The 17,920-nt window shown below is 45.8% G+C and carries 15 protein-coding genes; 6 read left to right on the top strand and 9 right to left on the bottom strand.

What is annotated here, in order from left to right; genetic code table 11:
* Window positions 1–136 precede the first annotated feature (136 nt).
* Complete coding sequence (locus HQM11_00665; protein ID MBF0349509.1) at window positions 137–1,858, top strand: glutamine--tRNA ligase/YqeY domain fusion protein; 1,722 nt, start codon at window positions 137–139, stop codon at window positions 1,856–1,858.
* Window positions 1,859–1,940: 82 nt separating this feature from the next.
* Here the strand turns inward: HQM11_00665 and HQM11_00660 are convergent, their stop codons facing one another.
* A complete protein-coding gene (locus HQM11_00660) occupies window positions 1,941–2,918 on the bottom strand; it encodes an Rpn family recombination-promoting nuclease/putative transposase (GenBank protein MBF0349508.1) in 978 nt (325 codons plus the stop codon).
* A gap of 429 nt (window positions 2,919–3,347) precedes the next feature.
* On the opposite strand from HQM11_00660, the gene HQM11_00655 reads away from it, so the two are divergent.
* Window positions 3,348–3,806: a 6,7-dimethyl-8-ribityllumazine synthase gene (locus HQM11_00655; GenBank protein ID MBF0349507.1), complete on the top strand. Its 459-nt coding sequence runs from the start codon at window positions 3,348–3,350 to the stop codon at window positions 3,804–3,806.
* Between the two features lie 122 nt (window positions 3,807–3,928).
* On the top strand, window positions 3,929–4,126 hold the full coding sequence (locus HQM11_00650; GenBank protein MBF0349506.1) for a hypothetical protein: 198 nt from the start codon (window positions 3,929–3,931) through the stop codon (window positions 4,124–4,126).
* Between the two features lie 38 nt (window positions 4,127–4,164).
* Here HQM11_00650 and guaB read toward each other — a convergent pair whose 3' ends face one another.
* The 4 genes from guaB to HQM11_00630 form a co-directional block, all read right to left on the bottom strand.
* Window positions 4,165–5,646, bottom strand: a complete 1,482-nt coding sequence (guaB, locus tag HQM11_00645) for an IMP dehydrogenase (protein ID MBF0349505.1) — start codon at window positions 5,644–5,646, stop codon at window positions 4,165–4,167.
* An 89-nt stretch (window positions 5,647–5,735) separates the two neighbouring features.
* The gene (locus HQM11_00640) at window positions 5,736–6,554 is read right to left on the bottom strand and encodes a hypothetical protein (protein MBF0349504.1); all 819 of its coding nucleotides are present in this window, start codon (window positions 6,552–6,554) and stop codon (window positions 5,736–5,738) included.
* 23 nt (window positions 6,555–6,577) lie between these two features.
* Window positions 6,578–7,687, bottom strand: a complete 1,110-nt coding sequence (locus HQM11_00635) for a hypothetical protein (GenBank protein ID MBF0349503.1) — start codon at window positions 7,685–7,687, stop codon at window positions 6,578–6,580.
* A gap of 64 nt (window positions 7,688–7,751) precedes the next feature.
* Window positions 7,752–8,960, bottom strand: coding sequence for a PilZ domain-containing protein (locus tag HQM11_00630; GenBank protein ID MBF0349502.1), 1,209 nt, complete (start codon window positions 8,958–8,960; stop codon window positions 7,752–7,754).
* A 149-nt stretch (window positions 8,961–9,109) separates the two neighbouring features.
* Here HQM11_00630 and HQM11_00625 point away from each other — a divergent pair, with 149 nt between their 5' ends.
* Window positions 9,110–9,475 (top strand): polymer-forming cytoskeletal protein, encoded by a 366-nt coding sequence (locus HQM11_00625; GenBank protein MBF0349501.1) that lies wholly within the window; start codon window positions 9,110–9,112, stop codon window positions 9,473–9,475.
* Here the strand turns inward: HQM11_00625 and HQM11_00620 are convergent, their stop codons facing one another.
* Window positions 9,476–10,159 carry a hypothetical protein gene (locus HQM11_00620; GenBank protein MBF0349500.1) on the bottom strand — a complete coding sequence of 228 codons (684 nt, stop codon included), beginning with the start codon at window positions 10,157–10,159 and terminating at the stop codon, window positions 9,476–9,478. It lies immediately after the preceding gene.
* 257 nt (window positions 10,160–10,416) lie between these two features.
* Between HQM11_00620 and HQM11_00615 the strand changes: the two genes are divergently transcribed.
* Together HQM11_00615 and holB are read left to right on the top strand one after the other, a co-directional pair.
* Window positions 10,417–11,694, top strand: a complete 1,278-nt coding sequence (locus HQM11_00615) for a citrate synthase (GenBank protein MBF0349499.1) — start codon at window positions 10,417–10,419, stop codon at window positions 11,692–11,694.
* Between the two features lie 62 nt (window positions 11,695–11,756).
* Window positions 11,757–12,743 (top strand): DNA polymerase III subunit delta', encoded by a 987-nt coding sequence (holB, locus tag HQM11_00610; protein MBF0349498.1) that lies wholly within the window; start codon window positions 11,757–11,759, stop codon window positions 12,741–12,743.
* Window positions 12,744–12,947: 204 nt separating this feature from the next.
* Here holB and HQM11_00605 read toward each other — a convergent pair whose 3' ends face one another.
* The 3 genes from HQM11_00605 to HQM11_00595 form a co-directional block, all read right to left on the bottom strand.
* Window positions 12,948–14,126 (bottom strand): ABC transporter substrate-binding protein, encoded by a 1,179-nt coding sequence (locus tag HQM11_00605; protein MBF0349497.1) that lies wholly within the window; start codon window positions 14,124–14,126, stop codon window positions 12,948–12,950.
* Window positions 14,127–14,135: 9 nt separating this feature from the next.
* A complete protein-coding gene (locus HQM11_00600; GenBank protein MBF0349496.1) occupies window positions 14,136–16,118 on the bottom strand; it encodes a TonB-dependent receptor in 1,983 nt (660 codons plus the stop codon).
* 434 nt (window positions 16,119–16,552) lie between these two features.
* Window positions 16,553–17,905 carry a wax ester/triacylglycerol synthase family O-acyltransferase gene (locus HQM11_00595; GenBank protein ID MBF0349495.1) on the bottom strand — a complete coding sequence of 451 codons (1,353 nt, stop codon included), beginning with the start codon at window positions 17,903–17,905 and terminating at the stop codon, window positions 16,553–16,555.
* Window positions 17,906–17,920: the final 15 nt, after the last annotated feature.

Genomic DNA, 17,920 nt, shown 5'->3' with positions numbered 1-17,920 from the left:
ACAAATTCAAAAACACCTGTCCTCAGGCATCCCAAACATTGCTTCAACCGCTGGATTTCGTTTAAAAATCAGCGATGAAGGCACATTTTAATCCTGATTCGCATTAATTGATCAAACCTCTATCCATTGATATTGCATGAGCGCAAAAAACAAAAATACCAAAACATTCACACCAGCAACTTCCTCGCCTGAGAGTCCCAGAAATTTTATCAGGAATATCATTGATCAGGATCTGAATTCCGGCAAACACACCACGGTTCACACCCGTTTTCCGCCAGAACCCAATGGCTATCTGCACATTGGTCATGCCAAATCCATTTGTCTGAATTTTGGCACTGCCAAGGATTATCAGGGATTATGCAATCTGAGGTTTGATGACACCAACCCGGCCAAAGAAGACATTGAATACATGGAAGCCATCATGGAAGATGTGAAATGGCTGGGATTTGACTGGGAAGATCGATTGTTCCACGCCTCGGACTATTTCGACAAGCTCTATGAATACGCAGTGCAACTGATTCGTGACGGCAAAGCGTATGTCTGTGATCTGAATCAGGACGAACTCCGGGAATATCGGGGCACCCTTCAGGAGCCGGGAAAAGACAGTCCGTACCGCACCCGCTCCGTGGAAGAAAATCTGGAATTGTTTGAGAGGATGCGTAAGGGCGAATTTCCTGATGGTGCCAAGGTTCTGCGGGCTAAAATTGATATGTCATCTCCCAACATCAACATGCGTGACCCCGCGATTTATCGCATCAAGCACATGGTGCATCCCAAAACAGACAAGTGGTGCATTTATCCGATGTATGACTACACCCATTGCATTTCTGACGCTCTGGAAGGCATCACTCATTCTCTATGTACTCTGGAATTTGAGGACCACCGTCCACTCTATGACTGGTGTCTGGATCAACTTCCGGTTCCGTGTCATCCGCAACAGATTGAGTTTTCTAGGCTATTTCTGAAATATACGGTGACCAGTAAGCGCAAACTCAATGAACTGGTCACACAATGCTATGTTGCAGGCTGGGATGATCCACGCATGCCGACGATCTGCGGCCTGCGACGCCGGGGCTACACACCGGAATCCATGCGTTTGTTTGTGGAACGACTTGGTATTTCAAAAAGCGAAAGTTACACCGACATGACCCTTCTTGAAGATTGTCTGCGGGAAGATCTGGATGCCCGCGCCCAACGTGCTTTTGCTGTGCTGCGTCCGCTGAAAGTGGTGATTACCAACTATGCTGAAAACCAGACTGAAGCGTTGCAGGTTCATAACCATCCCAAAATTCAGGAAATGGGAACACGAACGATTTATTTTGGTCGTGAACTGTTTATTGACCGGGATGATTTTATGGAAAATCCTCCTGAAAATTTCTTTCGACTGGGTCCCGGCCAGGAAGTCCGATTGCGATTTGCCTATGTGATCCGCTGTGATGAAGTGCTCAAAGATCCGAATACTGGAGAAATTCAGGAACTGCGCTGTGTGTATTATCCGGAAACGCTTGGAGGAAAACCCACCAGCGATGGCCGAAAAATCAAAGGCATCATTCACTGGGTTGAGGCATCGAAAGCGCTGACTGCGGAAGTTCGGTTGTATGACAGATTGTTCAATGTGGAAATTCCTGATGGTGACAAGGATGTGGATTACAAGACACACCTGAATCCTGATTCCATTGAAATCCTGGGAAACTGCAAATTGGAACCGTCTCTGGAACAAACCAGCGTGAATAACCGGTATCAGTTTGAACGTCTTGGTTATTTCTGTCCGGACAAGGATTCTACACCGCAAAAACCTGTCTTCAATCGTGCCGTCACGTTGCGTGATACCTGGGCCAAATTGCAGAAAGATTCATGACAACGGATCTTGAGATGCCGAGCGACGATCTCTTCCATTGGTCGAGATGAGAAACAGTAAGCTGGAAAATGAAACGTGCCGATCATTCCTTGTCGGGATCGAGTCCTGCCTGTTTGAGCTGTTCCACGAGTTTTTCTTCCCGTTGACGGGTCAATAATAACTCCTGTTCCGTTTTTTGCTTATCCTGCTCGGCCAGTCTCTGAGTTTTCTCCACTAAAAGCAGTGCTTGTTTTAAATCCTGTTCTATTTTGGCTTTTTCCTGTTCCACTTGGAATTTTTCCTGTTCTATTTTGCTTTTTTCCTGTTCCACTTGGAATTTTTCCTGTTCTATTTTGCTTTTTTCCTGTTCAATACGAAGCATTTCCTTTTCACGGAATCGTTGCAGACGCATGCCTTCCAGACGCGCCTCATACAACCAGTAATCGGCATCTTTTTCAGAGAAACGTTTCAGTACATTCATGGCTTCCCTCAAGGATTCAATGGGTTTCAGTTCTTCTGGCAGTTCCTGCCAGTGTTTGGCTTCTTCAAAAAAATACAGCCAGGAATCTTCCGGATTCAATTGATGATTTTCAGGTTTCTTCCATTTGGGCAGTTCCAGCACATGGATGGAACATTGATCTGTCAGTGAAACCTCATGATTTGAATCATACACTTGAAAATGATGATGTACAACGGGAGATTCAGGAAACATCGTTCCGTCCAGCAACCAGATGGCAATCACAGGATGAAGTGCTGAATAGTCGTCACCTTCCTCAATCTGTTTTTTGTACAGAACACTCCAATTATACATCATCCGTTCTCCCAGGCATCGATCCAGCGTTAACTGCACCTCGATCTGGTACAAACGACCATGTTCGTCTCGAGCCTTGACATCAACGATGGTGAGTTTGTCAGCAACAAATTCTTTGGCATTGTAGGGATTTTGAATTTCCACATAAGTGATAGGGATGACAGGTTTGAGAATGCTGTTGAGGAAATGCTGAAGAACTTCCTTGTGATCGGGGTCTCCCAGAATGGCTTTGAACACACAGTCAATCAAGGGATTGATCAAACGTTTCATGTCAGTCTCACGAATAGAATTTATATCAGGGGAATGGGTGCATAATTTTCATGTTTTATCCGTCAAAACAAGTTCAAATTCAGGCCAATATAACCAGGCCCATTACCATACTCTTGACCTTGCCATTCACTTCCCATCATTTTTAAATCATGGGAAGGCAGTGAGACTGGAGCTAAATAAACCAATCCCAGACAGAAAACGTTCGTTTTGGCGCTTCTGGATGCCGGATCAAGTCCGGCATGACAATAACTCCACAGTGTCCGGGCAAAGACTCGGAATCCAGAAAATTCCACCAAACTACACATTTCTGCTTAGGTTTGGTTTAGTTGCTTTTAAAACAATATTTTAAAAGAATACTTGATTGTTCATCGTTTTTTTGAAAAGTCTCAACTCTGTGTCGAGTTAATATCCATTCATCAAACGAGGAACATGCAAATAGAAGGACAGTTGATTGCTACAGAAATGAAATTGGCGATTGTGATCGCGCGATTCAATGAATTTATCACGGAGAGCCTGCTACTGGGCGCGATGGATACCTTTGTGAGGCATGGTGGAAATCGTGATAACGTCGTAACGGTCAAGGTTCCCGGAGCGTTTGAAATTCCACTTGCCGCCAAAAAACTGGCACAAAGCGGAAAGTATGATGCGGTGGTATGTCTGGGTGCGGTGATCCGGGGCTCAACACCCCATTTTGATTATGTCTGCTCCGGAGCGGCCGGAGGTATTGCTTCTATTTCACTCGAAACAGGAATTCCGGTTTCATTTGGAATTCTAACCACCGATACCATTGAACAGGCCATCGAACGAGCTGGCACTAAAGCAGGAAACAAAGGGCGTGACGCAGTTGTCACCGCTATTGAAATGGTTAATTTACTGAAACAGATTTAGTTGGTATAAAATATGCTTTTCATTACATACCTGAGGGGTGTCATGAAAAGAATTTCCAAAAAACAGGAATGGGGATTCCGGTTGCTGGAGAGATTTGATTCATTCAATAAAAAGGGGGAAAGATGTTTGATACAATTATTCACTCAATCACAGAACAGCTTCAACAAACCGTCAACAACGAACACATCACACTATCCAGAGGATTGGATATTCTGGAGCAGTCCGCCACCAGCTATGAGCAGGTGATTGTGGTGAATTTGCTCAGGGAATCTCTGACTGAGGTTATCGAAGACGAAGTTTGCACCACCTTGCTGTCCTGAATGTAGGCAGACAGGAGGGATTCACTCCCTCCTCCTGTTTATGCTTCAGCCGTTGTGGAAGGATAATTGGGAGCTTCTTCAGTGATATACACATCGTGGACATGGCTTTCTCTCAGTCCTGCCGATGTGATTTTGACAAATTGAGTTTTGGTGCGCAGTTCTTCAATAGTCGAACATCCTGTGTAACCCATTCCGGCTCTCAGCCCTCCGACAAACTGATACAGTGTTTCTGCCAGAGGCCCCTTATAAGGAACCCGTCCTTCAATACCTTCCGGAACAAGCTTCATTTCTTCTTCAATGTGCTGTTGGAAATAGCGGTCTTTACTGCCTTCTTTCATGGCTCCCAGCGATCCCATTCCACGATAAAGTTTGTAGCGTCGCCCATGATACAAGATCACTTGTCCCGGCGTTTCGGAGGTTCCGGCAAACAAACTGCCAATCATCACGGAATGCGCTCCTGCCGCAATGGCTTTCACCATATCACCTGAATATTTGATGCCACCATCCGCAATCACAGGAATTCCAGCCTTGTGAGCGACCTGAACCGCATTCATGATCGCAGTGACCTGTGGCACACCAACTCCAGCCACAACTCGGGTTGTGCAGATCGAACCAGGACCAATTCCCACCTTGACCGCATCAACACCGGCATCAATCAAGGCCTGAGTGCCTTCACCTGTTGCCACGTTTCCAGCAATGATTTCCAGTGATGGAAACGTTGAACGCAACTGACGCACACTTTCAATCACACCTCTGGAATGTCCATGAGCGGTATCCACGACAATCACATCGACACCAGCCTGCATCAATCCATTGACACGTTCCATCTGGTCATTAGAAACCCCCACGGCCGCGCCAACGCGTAACCGGCCCTGATCATCCTTGCAGGCATGAGGATATTTGCGTGATTTTTCAATGTCCTTGATGGTGATCAACCCCACCAGTTCATATTGGTCTGACACAACCAGCAGTTTTTCAATGCGATATTGGTGCAGCAATTTTTTTGCGTCTTCCAGATCAATTCCCGGAGAAACCGTCACCAACTTGTCACGTCCCTTGGTCATGACATTTTCTACTTTCTGATCAAAATTGGTTTCAAACCTCAAATCACGGTTTGTCAGGATCCCCACCAGTTCACGTCCACGGGTCACAGGCACACCGGAAATGTGATATTCTTCCATCAATTGTAAGGCGTCACGCAGATTCTGGTCGGGAGAGACTGTAATCGGATCAGAGATCATTCCGCTTTCAGAACGCTTGACCCGATCCACATGCTGCATCTGTTCATTGACAGACATGTTTTTGTGAATGATGCCGAGGCCTCCTTCCTGGGCCATACAAATCGCGGTCTGGTATTCTGTTACGGTGTCCATGGCAGCACTGACCATAGGAATATTCAGCCACAAATTGCGACTTAACTGTGTTTTGACTGAAACCTGTGAAGGAAGGATCTCAGACAGAGCAGGTGTCAGAAGAACATCATCAAATGTCAGACTTTCAAGAATAATTTTTGGAGCCATAGCGTGTTCAGTGCGAAAGGTTGCTGGATTGTTTCTTCATCAGAACAAGGAAAGCAGGCAGGCTACCAAAATAAAAGGAAAGGTCAAAATCATTGTGAAGCGTAACGTTCAGACATGCCGGCACGTGCCTGTTGACAGTCGTCCATGGAGTCAAAATGAAGGGGCCTTACTGTTTTCAGCGGTTTCCAGTCAGAGCCGAGTTGATCGGTACAGGTAGTGTTTTCATAAGTGTATTCCACACATTCAAACAGAACCTGACGTTGCTCGCAGGTGCTGCCACGTGCCAGCAGGCATTGGTCATAAATGCACAATTGGGGAATGCCGGTGATTTTCAGGTCCTCAATCACAAGATCCGGATTGCGTTTATAAACCACATCCTGTTCTCCACGCAGGGTCAGGGTATCTTGATTCTCCATGCGAAAGAATATCTTCAAATCCTCAAGAATGTGTTTTTTTCTGTTCTGACAGGATGCTTCACCATGACGAAATACCAAAACATCATCTTCGATAGCCCAGTTACGATAACGGAGAAGACACGTGACATCTTTGGTGGCAAAAACCTGCTGGAGCACCGCTGTTCCATCAGGATTGAGACTGAAACTGCTGGAATGCCCGGAAATTTCCCAGCCCCCGCAGAGAAGACATTCTGTGGGATCCGTATTGGATTCCACAATATCGATGTTGTTGTGTTGTATGGCATCAATGCGTTGCCTGGCTATCGGCGCATTCACACCGTCAGGGTATAGAAACAGAAAATCCAGATAGTCGACAATTTCACGGGAATTCTGTATTTTTGACCAATCTTCAGGCTCTGCGGCATCAACCACCGCATAAGACCACCAAATGGACATTAGAATGATGATCTCGATTACGACAATGAAATTCCTGATATTCAATACTTTATTCATTCAGGCCACTCCGTTTTTTAGTGTTACTCGGCAGGTGGAGTTTGTTCCTCCTGCTGATTCTCAGATGTCTGGCTGTTTTCTGTTTCATTCGCGGGAATTTCAGGAGTCGCCTGAAAATCCTGCAACATCACCTGGGAAGATAACCCCTGTATGGAAACAGCGTTGAGTGTTGTCTGGAAAACACAATTATTTCTGTAAGGTAGGTAACACTTTTTATAAGTTTCCCCTTGGTTGCTGTCACATAAGCAGGATTGGATCTGAGAGTCCAGCAATTTTTCCTGTGCAGACAGACAATGATTCTTTTTTGCCTGCCATTGTGCCCAGTTACATGCGGCTGAACGTTTCGATATCTGCGATGAAGGCACAACGATAACCCCTGTAACCAACCTGAAATCGGCTAACTCACGCAACTGGCAATGATCGATATAACGAATCTGGCATACCCAGCTATTGGTGTATTTCTGAAAGCAGTCACATTCATTCATGCGTTTTTCAACCAGAACTTCATCGGAAGCACAATGCGGTTTCTGTGCTTCAAGCAATACTTCAGTGCATGCCTCAAAGCGACTGAGTACCAGATTTTTCTGAGTCATGATAGACTTTCTGAGTCTGCGAATTCCTGCTGAATCACGTTCCTCCGAGGCCTGTGACAATAACGCTTCATTTGGATTATAGGATGTTCGTGACGAATGATAGGTTCCAGAGTCGATCCCTGTGGTATCCGTTCCCAGCAGATAGGCATAATGAAAATCATATTGAAACAGGCGTTCAGGAATTTGAGGAAAAATGAGAAAATTTGTGGACTCACCAGGCTTGATTTTGATTCCAGCCGTCAAAAACCCTGAGGTGTCCTGACTGATATTTTCCAGTGCAATCACCTGAAACGAAGAGAGAAGGATCAATTCCTGAGAAATATTTTTCAGATGCACCCGTGTCCATGATGGAACAGGCCGGCCTGGTCCGACTTCGATCCCCCATTCCAGGATGGAATCACCCCCTCTACTCACAAATTCAATGCCCCGGACTTCGGCTGTGAATACAACAGTCCACCAGGCAAGGCACAGCAGAGACAGGAGGAGTGCGCTGATTTCGGGTTTCGCAGGTAAGGGAAAATGAATTGAGTGAGCTTGCATAACTCCTGACAATCAGGGATTTGAAAAAGGAGCACAATCCTGATTCGCCTCATTATTGAATAATTCAGGAAGATGGATGTTGTAGCTGGAGATTGCCTTTGTACAACAAGACGGGAATCAGGATTTTCATAAAAAAAGTCAATCGATCCACAATATCCAGTCCGGGTTCCTGAGCCACCACTTCCAGCACAATATCATTTTTTCGTATCAGTGTGATTCCATCCTGCAGAATTTTGGTAGATTTGCCCAGCAGATGATTGATTTTGCCGATTCGCTGGTCCCAGTTCATTTGTGAATGGGCCGGCACTTCCTGTCCCAGAATATAAAAAGGTGCTTTTGCGCAATGCCAAAGGTTGATTGAGGCCTTGAAATTCTGCATGGCCCATTGCTGGGCAAACAATACCACTTCATTGAGCGAATTCATGGCCATCAAGGCTTCCTGCAACTGAATGAGGTGTCCCATTACTTCTGATTGTTCCATGACCTGGGTCAGCATGGTCATCATCTCCTGTGACTGTTGATTCATCATGTTCTGGGTATTTGTGAGTTCGTCGATGGCTTTTTTGCGGAGTTGATCCATCGTTTGAAATCGGAGAGACTGTTCTCTGAGAATAAAGGATCGTTTCACAATTTCATCCGGATCAGCCGGCTTTCTGAATATTTCCACAAAAAAATACTGCTTGCGCCATTCTGACATGTCTTTCGAGATCCGGTCTGTCAATAAAATCACCGGTAAACTCGAAGGCAGAACAGAATCCTGCAAAATAGAAGTCAAGGTTCGGGAATCTTCGGCTTTCAGATCAACCAACAGCAGATCCCAGGGGTGTTGTTTAAGGCTGGCAGGCAGTTCTTCGAAGGATTCAATCACCTGAATATTCATATTGGTCAACTGAACGTAACTTTCAATGGAGGCCCTGGCAAAGGGCAACGCAGTGAGAATCAACAGATTCAGTTTATTTTCCTGATTGATTTCTTCAAAAAGATCTGAAAAATCCGGCAACTCAAGATGCAGACCAATTTCCTGTTCATTTTGATCGTCAAGGCGTTTGACCCAGCAGACTTTAGCCTGAGTCCGGAACGTTTTATCAAACAGATACAGACTCAGTGAGTTTCCCAAATCCAGCGAAATCCGGCTCATGATTCGAATTCCCCTGAGCGACAAATCAACCAGATTCACTTCCACTTCAGGTGGAGTGATATGGATCCGGGAAAAATCCCGGGTTATTATCCGCTGTTGTTTACGATGCTCCTTAAAAGCCTGAAAAAGTCCCATGGAATTCTTTAGCGTTAAAAATATTATATTGTGATAACCCCGTTTCCTGCGTTAGTATTCAGAAACCATGCCGAGAGGCCTCATTTTTATTCACTTATCCTAAAGTTTAACAGTAAATTCCTGACATGCTAAGGAAAGGATAATCCGCTATGAAAGTTATTTCCAGCTACATTGCCTCCGATGTCCATATTGAAGGAACAATCACTTGCAATGGCTCTGCCAGAATTGACGGCAATTGTCGAGGAACCATCCTGGGAAAAAATGAAATCACGATAGGAACCATGGCGGACATTGATGGGAAAATCAATGCCCGGTCGATTGTGATAAATGGGAAAATCAAGGGAGATCTTGTTGCGGAATCAACGATCACGCTGCTCTCTGAAGCAGAAGTCGTAGGAAATTTTTATTCCCCTCCCGGCGGTATCAGCATCTTTCAGGGGGGAAAACTGGATGGCTCATTTCATTTGATCAAAACCCCGATAATCTCAGATTCGTATGAAGATAGTCCAAGCTGATCAGGCTGCCTGAGATACTGCGGCCGAATCAACTGGACCGGCTTCTACCGGCACCTCATTGACGGGCCTGGTTGGTGTGGATTCCTTGACTGAAGGTGATGTTACGCCTCCTTCAGAACCTCCAGGAGCGTGGACCGTCGCGTCTCCACCCGTTGGGGCAACAACTTCCTTCATATTACCCGGAGTCAGGTTTTTTCCACCCTTAACACCCAAGGATTGCGGACTGTAGGTTTGAGGTGGTTGTTCCCGTTTGGCATCCATGAGTTCAGCAAATTTTGGATGTTTCAACAATGCCAGAATTTTTTCAGCGTTTTGAGGATTTTTCATATTTTTTTCCAGAAATTCCGGAATTTTTTCCAGGCCTTCCAACTTGAGGGCCTTAAATTCTTCAAGCATGCTTAAAGTTTTTTTATCGTTTTCCTTCATTTCCTCAAGTCGGGTCTGCACAGCTTTGGAAAATCCCTTGAGCGAAGTTTCAGACAAGTCTCCTTTTTTGATCATACTCTCAAGCCGGGACACAACTTTCAGATAAACTGAGGTTTTTTCCTTGTCAGATTCCAGGGTTCCATCTTTTTTTTCGACACCACTATCACCTTTTAGTTCAGCCTTATCGGACTGTAATTCTTTTTTTTGGGAAACCGGATTTTTATCGGTCATCGCCACAGGATTGTTTTGCACCTGCATACTTCCTCTTGCTGAAAGAGATTTATCAAATGATTATTTTCTGCCCCTCGAACAGGCTTGCCTGATGGAATACAATAATCAGGCCATGGGGTCCTGACTGAAATCGCTGGTGAAGATCGGTGAAGTATATCTTGCTCTGATCATTCAATTTTGTTAAATTTGCCCGACTCAAATTGTCAGCACTTCAATAGATGAAGATCACACTGATTGAGGAATCCTCAATCAGATTTCCTTAAACTGATCAATGTGGAGGCTTTATGGGAAAAACGGCTCGTTTGGAATTTGGTGGAAAATCTTATGATCTTCCGGTGATTGAAGGAAGTGAAGGAGAACTGGCACTGGATATTTCCAAGCTGAGGGCAGAAACCGGCATGATCACACTCGATGCGGGTTTTGTCAATACTGGTGCATGCACCAGCAACATTACCTTTCTCGATGGAGAAAAAGGCATCTTGCGATATCGTGGATATCCCATTGAACAGATGGCGGAAAAATCTGACTTTCTGGAAGTGACTTACCTGCTGATTTATGGAGAATTGCCCAATACCAAACAACTGGCTGAATTCAAAAACAATGTGACTTATCACACGATGATTCATGAGGATTTGAAACATATTTTCCAGGCGTTTCCTAAAACAGCCCATCCCATGGCGATTTTATCGTCTGTGGTTTCAGCACTTTCCACGTTTTATACCGATGTGAACTATGAAGATCCACAAGCTGTAGATCTTTTGATATGGCGACTGATGGGCAAATTACCCACCATTGCAGCCTGGACTTATAAAAAAAGTGTGGGGCAGCCATTTATGTATCCACGAAACAACATGGATTACTGTTCCAATTTTCTGCACATGATGTTCGCTCTACCAGCCGCTGAATATCAGCCTCCCAAAGAGTTTGTCGAAGCCCTGAATGTTCTGCTGATTCTGCATGCTGATCATGAACAGAACTGTTCGACATCCACTGTGCGTATGGTGGGTAGTAGCGAAGCCAATCTGTATTCTTCCGTATCCTCTGGAATTGCCGCACTGTCAGGTCCTCTGCATGGTGGAGCCAATCAGGCGGTGCTGGAAATGCTACAGGGTATCTATGCGAAGGGAGGGAATATCAAGGAGTTTGTGGAACAGGTTAAAAGTAAAAAATCAGGGGTGCGGCTTATGGGATTCGGCCACCGTGTTTATAAAAACTTTGATCCACGCGCTGAAATTATCAAGCAGCAATGTGACAAAGTCATCAAGATCGTGGGCCATGATCCACTGTTGGATCTTGCTTATCAACTTGAAGAAATTGCCCTGAAGGATGAGTATTTCATTCAACGGCAACTGTATCCGAATGTGGATTTTTATTCCGGTGTTATTTACAAGGCTATTGGTTTCCCGCTTCCAATGTTTACAGCGTTGTTCGCGCTTGGTCGTCTGCCCGGATGGATTGCTCACTGGCGTGAAATGAAACATCAGCCCTCCAAGATCGGTCGCCCACGTCAAATCTATACAGGACCAGTTCAACGGGAGTATGTGCCTGTTGACAAAAGATAATTCAGGGAAGGGGATTCACTCCCCTTCTTTCCTTCCTTCATTCCAAACTTCCTTTTCATGCTATGGGCTTTGAGTCTATCCTGGGACAGGATCACGCCATTACATCACTCCAGAAAGCCCTGCGTCAGGAACGTATGCCTTCCGCCTGGCTGTTTTGCGGCCCCAATCATGTGGGCAAATTTCAGACAGCCCTGCTTTTTGCCCAGGCCGTCAATTGTCTTTCAACCCCTGGCAATGCTTGTGGTCATTGTGATTCATGCCGGCAGATTGAACACCAGTCCCATGCGGATGTCCTGCTGGTGGAACCTCAGGACAGTGATATCCGGATCGACCAGATTCGGCAGGTGGGACAATGGGTTCAGTTTCATCCGGGAATTGGAAAAAAAAGAATCGTCATTATTAAAAGTGCCGAAAAATTGAATAAGGAATCCTCCAATGCGTTTTTAAAAACCCTGGAAGACCCCCCGCTCTCTACTCTGATTATTCTGTTGGCGGAATCAACCGGACAACTGTTGGAAACCATTGTGTCCCGCTGCCAGATGGTGCGATTTTACTATTTAAACCCGATTCATGTGGATCAGATTTTACGCGAAAAATTTCAGTTAGTAGAAAATGATCGGCAATTTTTGCAATCGCTTGCCATGGGACAAATCCAGGAAGACTGGATCAATCGTCTGGATTCCATCAGAAAATTGCATCAGCGCCTTGCCACCATCATGAGCCAATCCATTTCTCCGCAAATGGAAACTTTGCTCAAACATTGTCAGGAATGGCAAAGCACCAAGCATAATGAATGGGGATTTTTGCTGAGCCTGCTGGAATTCTGGTTCAGGGATCTGCGCTGGATTCAGTGTGGCCTGAAGCCGGAAAAACTGTTCTATCCCACCTATCACCGCGAACTTGAACAAGCGGCCGTTCTCTATACAGAATCCCGGATCACAGAGGCCTTTGAGCTGGTGATCAAAACCCGGATTGACATTCAAAACAATGCCAACAAACTCCTTGCGCTGGAACACCTGTGGCTCAGTCTTAAAAAAGTTCTGGGATAATTTTTCAGTTTCATCATCGCCTTGCCTCTAAGGGACATCAAAATAAATACCATACCAACTTTCAGGTCCCGTCAAAGATACCATCCCGGGATGATTGGTAGAGCCGGGTTACGTCCCGGCTCATTCCCGGGGACGTAACCCCGGGCTACCGTTAACTGTTATCCCGTTCCTTTGGTATTTTATTTTTTGTGCAATCCCTAACGATTATTCCAGTTGTTTGTACCAGATCAATTCATGGTCTGGAATCACCTCAGAATGAAAAATTTTGATGAGATCCGCCAATAACAAATGCGGATTGGCCAACCCGTTTTCCCAGTAATCATTGCCACCATCAGGGCTGAGTTGACGGTTGTTGTTATAAATGCCCTTGTGAGTCATGGCATCAAACAATCCATAGCGTGGATCTTCAGCCATAGCTTCCTGCCTGCTGTTCCAGATGCCGGGATTGATCCAGAATTCAGCGTGTTGTCCTTCTGAGAGCAGGCTTTCAAAATCGTAGGGGCGGTTCCCCCGAAAATCGGTATCTTCCCAAAGGTAACGGGCACCGGCATCGTGGATCAGCCTTGATAAAAAGCTTTTACCTCCGGAAACATACCACACGCCCTGAAACATGCTGCCGGCCAGAACAACAGGCCGTCGAGGTGGTTGCCGAACCTTGTCCGCCAGCGATTCATAGGTTTGGCGAATCTGTTCAAAATGACGCTCAGCTTCGTCTTCAGCGTTAAAAAACAGAGCCATCATTTTGCCCCATTCGACACTGGCCAATAGTGTTTCTTCCAGAAAACCCCGGTGAAGCACCACAGGAACACCCATCTGCCTAAGTTTGCCGAAATCGCCATCCAGCACGGAAGCATCCCCAATCGGCATGATCCAGGAAGGCTCCAGTTTAAGAATAGCCTCAAAATCCATGTTGCCTTCCACACCGATTTCCTTGATCTGACCTGACTTTAACCGTTCACGAATCAACGGTGTGTTGACATACGCCGCACGGGAAACGCCAACAATTCTTTCGGCCATGCCATACTGCACGAGAAAGGGAAGGTAGGTGGTTGCCAGAGGAATCACCCGTTTTGAGGGGATAATGATCACCTGATCCAGAGTACCGGAATGTTCCGGCACCGGTGTGCCGCACTGCACCAGCCAATACCGTACCATTTGGCTATTGTCGGCCCCCATCGGGATTTCCAGTAGTTTATAGTGTTGGTGATAACTGACACTGAAACCCTTCGCATAACGCAAGGTCGTCTTGTGCGGAAAGTAGTCCCTGTCAGGATCATACTTTCCACAATCCTCTGCCAGAACATCTGTCAGAATCATTCCTGTGAACAATGTCCATGACAGGCAACAGAGCATGATTTTGAACAGAAAGTTCCGGTTCATCATACCTCCAACCTAGAATGTGGCCTTGATTCCAGCATACATCGCTCTGCCGGAAGTTCCATAGGACCATGCGTCTTCATAATAGGCATCTGAGAGGTTATCGACTCTGCCATAAAAACGCCACATCGGTGAATAATCGTAAGTCACCGCCACATTGATCAACGCATACGCATCCAGCGTTTCCACAGTATTGCCATCTTTATCCATAGTGAAGGGAACCGTATCACGTTCACCCACATGATGCAGATCGGTATTGATTTTCAGGGTTTCCAGCGGTTTGTACAGAAAATTGATCAGGGCTTTCAATTCCGGACGCCGTGGCAGTGGCTCGCCATTGGGATCTTCGGTGGACATTTGTGTCAGATTGATCCCCAATTCCATGGATGGTGACAGCACACCTTCCACAAAACTTTCTGTACCACTGGTCAGTGTATCTCCCTCCACTTGCGCATAAGCTGAAGTTGTAAAATCATAATCAATCCGGTTCGTGAACACATTGCTGAACCAGGTGAGACCGGCTTTCCATGATTTTGCGAATTTGACTTCAAATCCCGCGTCCATTCCTGTGCTCAATTCCGCTTCCAGTTTTTTATTACCATAGGCGGAGTAGAGTTCATACAGAGAGGGTGCCCGAAATCCGGTTCCGTAAGAGGCCTTGATTTTCGTATCAATGGATTCAATCCGATAAGCCGGAGCCAGACGGTAAGTGGTTGCGGAACCAAATGTTTCATGGTTATCGTTTCTTGCGCCGAGCACCAGATTCAGGGCATCGTCATCCAGTTCGTATTGAGTCCAGAAACTGGAAGTTGCCGCACTTTTATCAGAAATCAAATTGGCATCACTGTTCATCATTTCAGTATACTGGCTACCACCCAGACTGATAATTTGAATATCGCCTACAAACCAATCCACCTGCGTTCCTGTTTCATTGGAACTTCCCAGAAAATCATAACTTTTATCGCCGTTGGCATCAAAATTGGTGCGATCACTTGTCATCATGTTCTGATAAACACGCCATTCCAGTGTTTTATCCATGGCGAAACCATGCAGTTCGAGCTTTCCGGTTGTTCTGATCTCCTGCTGTTCCTGCTTATGTTTGCCATCGGGATGGGCAATGGATTCAAATGTTACATGGTCAAAAGTGAATTCGTCACCGGCAAAACCAGAACCAGAACCATTATAAACAGCATCAAAGTCATCATATTTGTTAGACGACTGCGTGTTTCTTAGAAACAGATTGATTTCAAAAGTTTCTGACAGTTCATAGCCCAAGCGGGTTGAAATGGTTGTATTGTGCCAGCCATCCGCTTCATCGGTATTGCCATCATCCGGCAATTTGGTATTGCGTGAATCCGCTACAGAAAACCCTTCGCTCTGGTGTTGTGTTGCGTTGAATGAGAAATTAAACGCACCCATTGAGCCTTTGCCTCCCAGATAGAGTTTGCTGGTACTGTAACTGCCGGATTCAGCACCAACATAATATTCCGGAGTCCCTTTGCCCTTGGCTGTCACCAGATTGATCACACCGGCCGTGGCGTTGCTTCCATAAAGTACGCTTTGGGGGCCACGAATGATTTCAATCCGTTCAATATTATCCAGGGTCATTCCGCCAATATCCGCGCCACGATTGGCTCCGGCAGGGTCATTCAGCATGACACCATCCATGAGCAGCAGCGTGTTCTTGGAATCTGCCCCTCGAACCTGCACAAAACTGCTTCCACCCATTCCACCACTAGAGGAAATATCCAGTCCGGGAGTGCCCTTGAGAACATCCTTCACCTGCGGTTGTTGACGGTTTTCCAGTTCCTCCTGTGTGATGACCGATACAGAGCTTCCACCGACACGTTCCACTGAAACTTCACGACGTGTCGCCACCGACACCACTTCCTCCAGTTTTACGGGTTCATTGGCATTCGTCATGTCTTCAGCCATAAGATCTGGTGACATTGTCAATAACATACACGCCATCAGCGTATAACAAATCAGCGATTTCATATTTTTATCCTGTGAATGTTTTTCAAAATAACCGGACACCGATATCCAGTCCCACAACCAGGAATATTCCCGGATCTCTGAAACATTAGGCATCAATGAAGTTGAAATATGGCACCCACGTTTGGAAACCCCAATTCAGGCATGAATTGAACATGCTGAATTCAGATTTTATACAAACGAGATGACAATAGGGATGTTGACAGTCAGAAAGAAAAACAGACAGGCTGTTGAGAGACTGGACATAACCTTCCTCAATTCCACGAAGAATCAGGTTATTGGGAAGATCTGGCTTATCAGGACAATGCCCTGAATCACAGTTGCGGGTCAGCGGAGGGTTCGCACCTCTCTTCCTCCCAAGAAGAGATCTGATGAATAAACCGAAAGCCGAAGCTAGTGGTCCTTACCGGAAAACACAAGAAGAACTTTTAATTCCATCACCGGATGTTCGCCAGCGCTTTGAGTTTCTCCACTTCTTCCTCAAATGTTCTGACGATGGCGTGTGGATCTTTCAAAACGTTCAGATCCCCGGTGACACCAAACATGATGTTGTTGTTGTAGCTCAGAATACTGACACCCATTGCCAGTCGGCCCGGTTGCGGAACACAGAAAATAATGCGTTGCATCGGAACATTCGCCACATAGAGGGTCTGTTTCGGGCCGGGAACATTGGAGAGATTCAGTGATGATTTCTGGGTGAACATATCCAGAAAAAACATTTGAAATTTCTTGGTCAGTGTTCCGGAAAAAGCGGTCATCCAGTATAAAACGAGAGCTTCAAAGGAGTTTTTAATCCGTTGGGTTCTGCGCTGAACTTCATTCAGACAGGCGACCTGATCCTCAATGGACAATGGCAGAGCAAGAAACATGGACCCAAACCTGTTCCCCAGCGATATGTTTTCAGTGAGAGGGCGCACATTGACCGGAATGACTACCCGGATGTTGGCTTTTTCCACATAGGCGTTCTGATTCTTCAGATATTGACGCAAGGCTTCTGTCACAATCGTGAGAATGACATCATTCAGTTTGCCCCCCAAACTCCGGCCAATATCCTTGATATCATTCAAGGGGATCGGTTTTGACCAGGCAAATCCTTTTTTGCCGGTCAGTTCCCCTTTCAGAATAGTGGTTGTGTCCGGAAGCAGGAAGAACGCCTTGTATATCGTATAAAGAATACGAAACAGCAGCATAAAAGGCGACAGCAACAGATCCTTGAGGGATTTTTTTTCCGGAGGTTCCGAAGATCCTGAAGGAAACAAGCTCAACGGTGATTTGGCGACAAAGCCGTCTTCAGGCGTCGGAACGGGTTGATTGGGCTCATTGTCCATCAGTGAAATCAAGACCTGAATCAACGAAATACCATCGGCAATGGCATGATTGATCCTCACAACCAGTGCGGCCCCTGTTCCATGATAGTTGCTGACCAGAAACATCTGCCACAACGGACGATGATAATCCAGAGGTGAACTGGCGAGTTCACCGACCAGTTTTTCCAATTCTGTGTCATCCCCGGGATCCGCCAGGGTCAATGGAGTCAAGTGATAATCAAAATCAATTTCAGATTCTGGAACTTCTTCCCAATAAATGGTTTTGTCGCGCTTGATCACTTTCTGACGGAACCTGTCGAGAGAAAGCAGACGAACTTTGAGCGTCGCCACCAGATGATCCCTGTCAGGCATTTCATCAAACATCATCACCCCGGTTACAGTCATCAGATTTCGAGGATTCTCCATCCGCAACCATGCCTTGTCCTTAAATTCCATTTTTTCAATCTTGAGTTCTTTTTCCATAATCCTCCGGGAAAA

This window comes from SAR324 cluster bacterium, assembly GCA_015232315.1.
GTDB lineage: Bacteria > SAR324 > SAR324 > SAR324 > NAC60-12 > JADFZZ01.
This window is presented reverse-complemented; position numbering and strand designations above follow the sequence as displayed.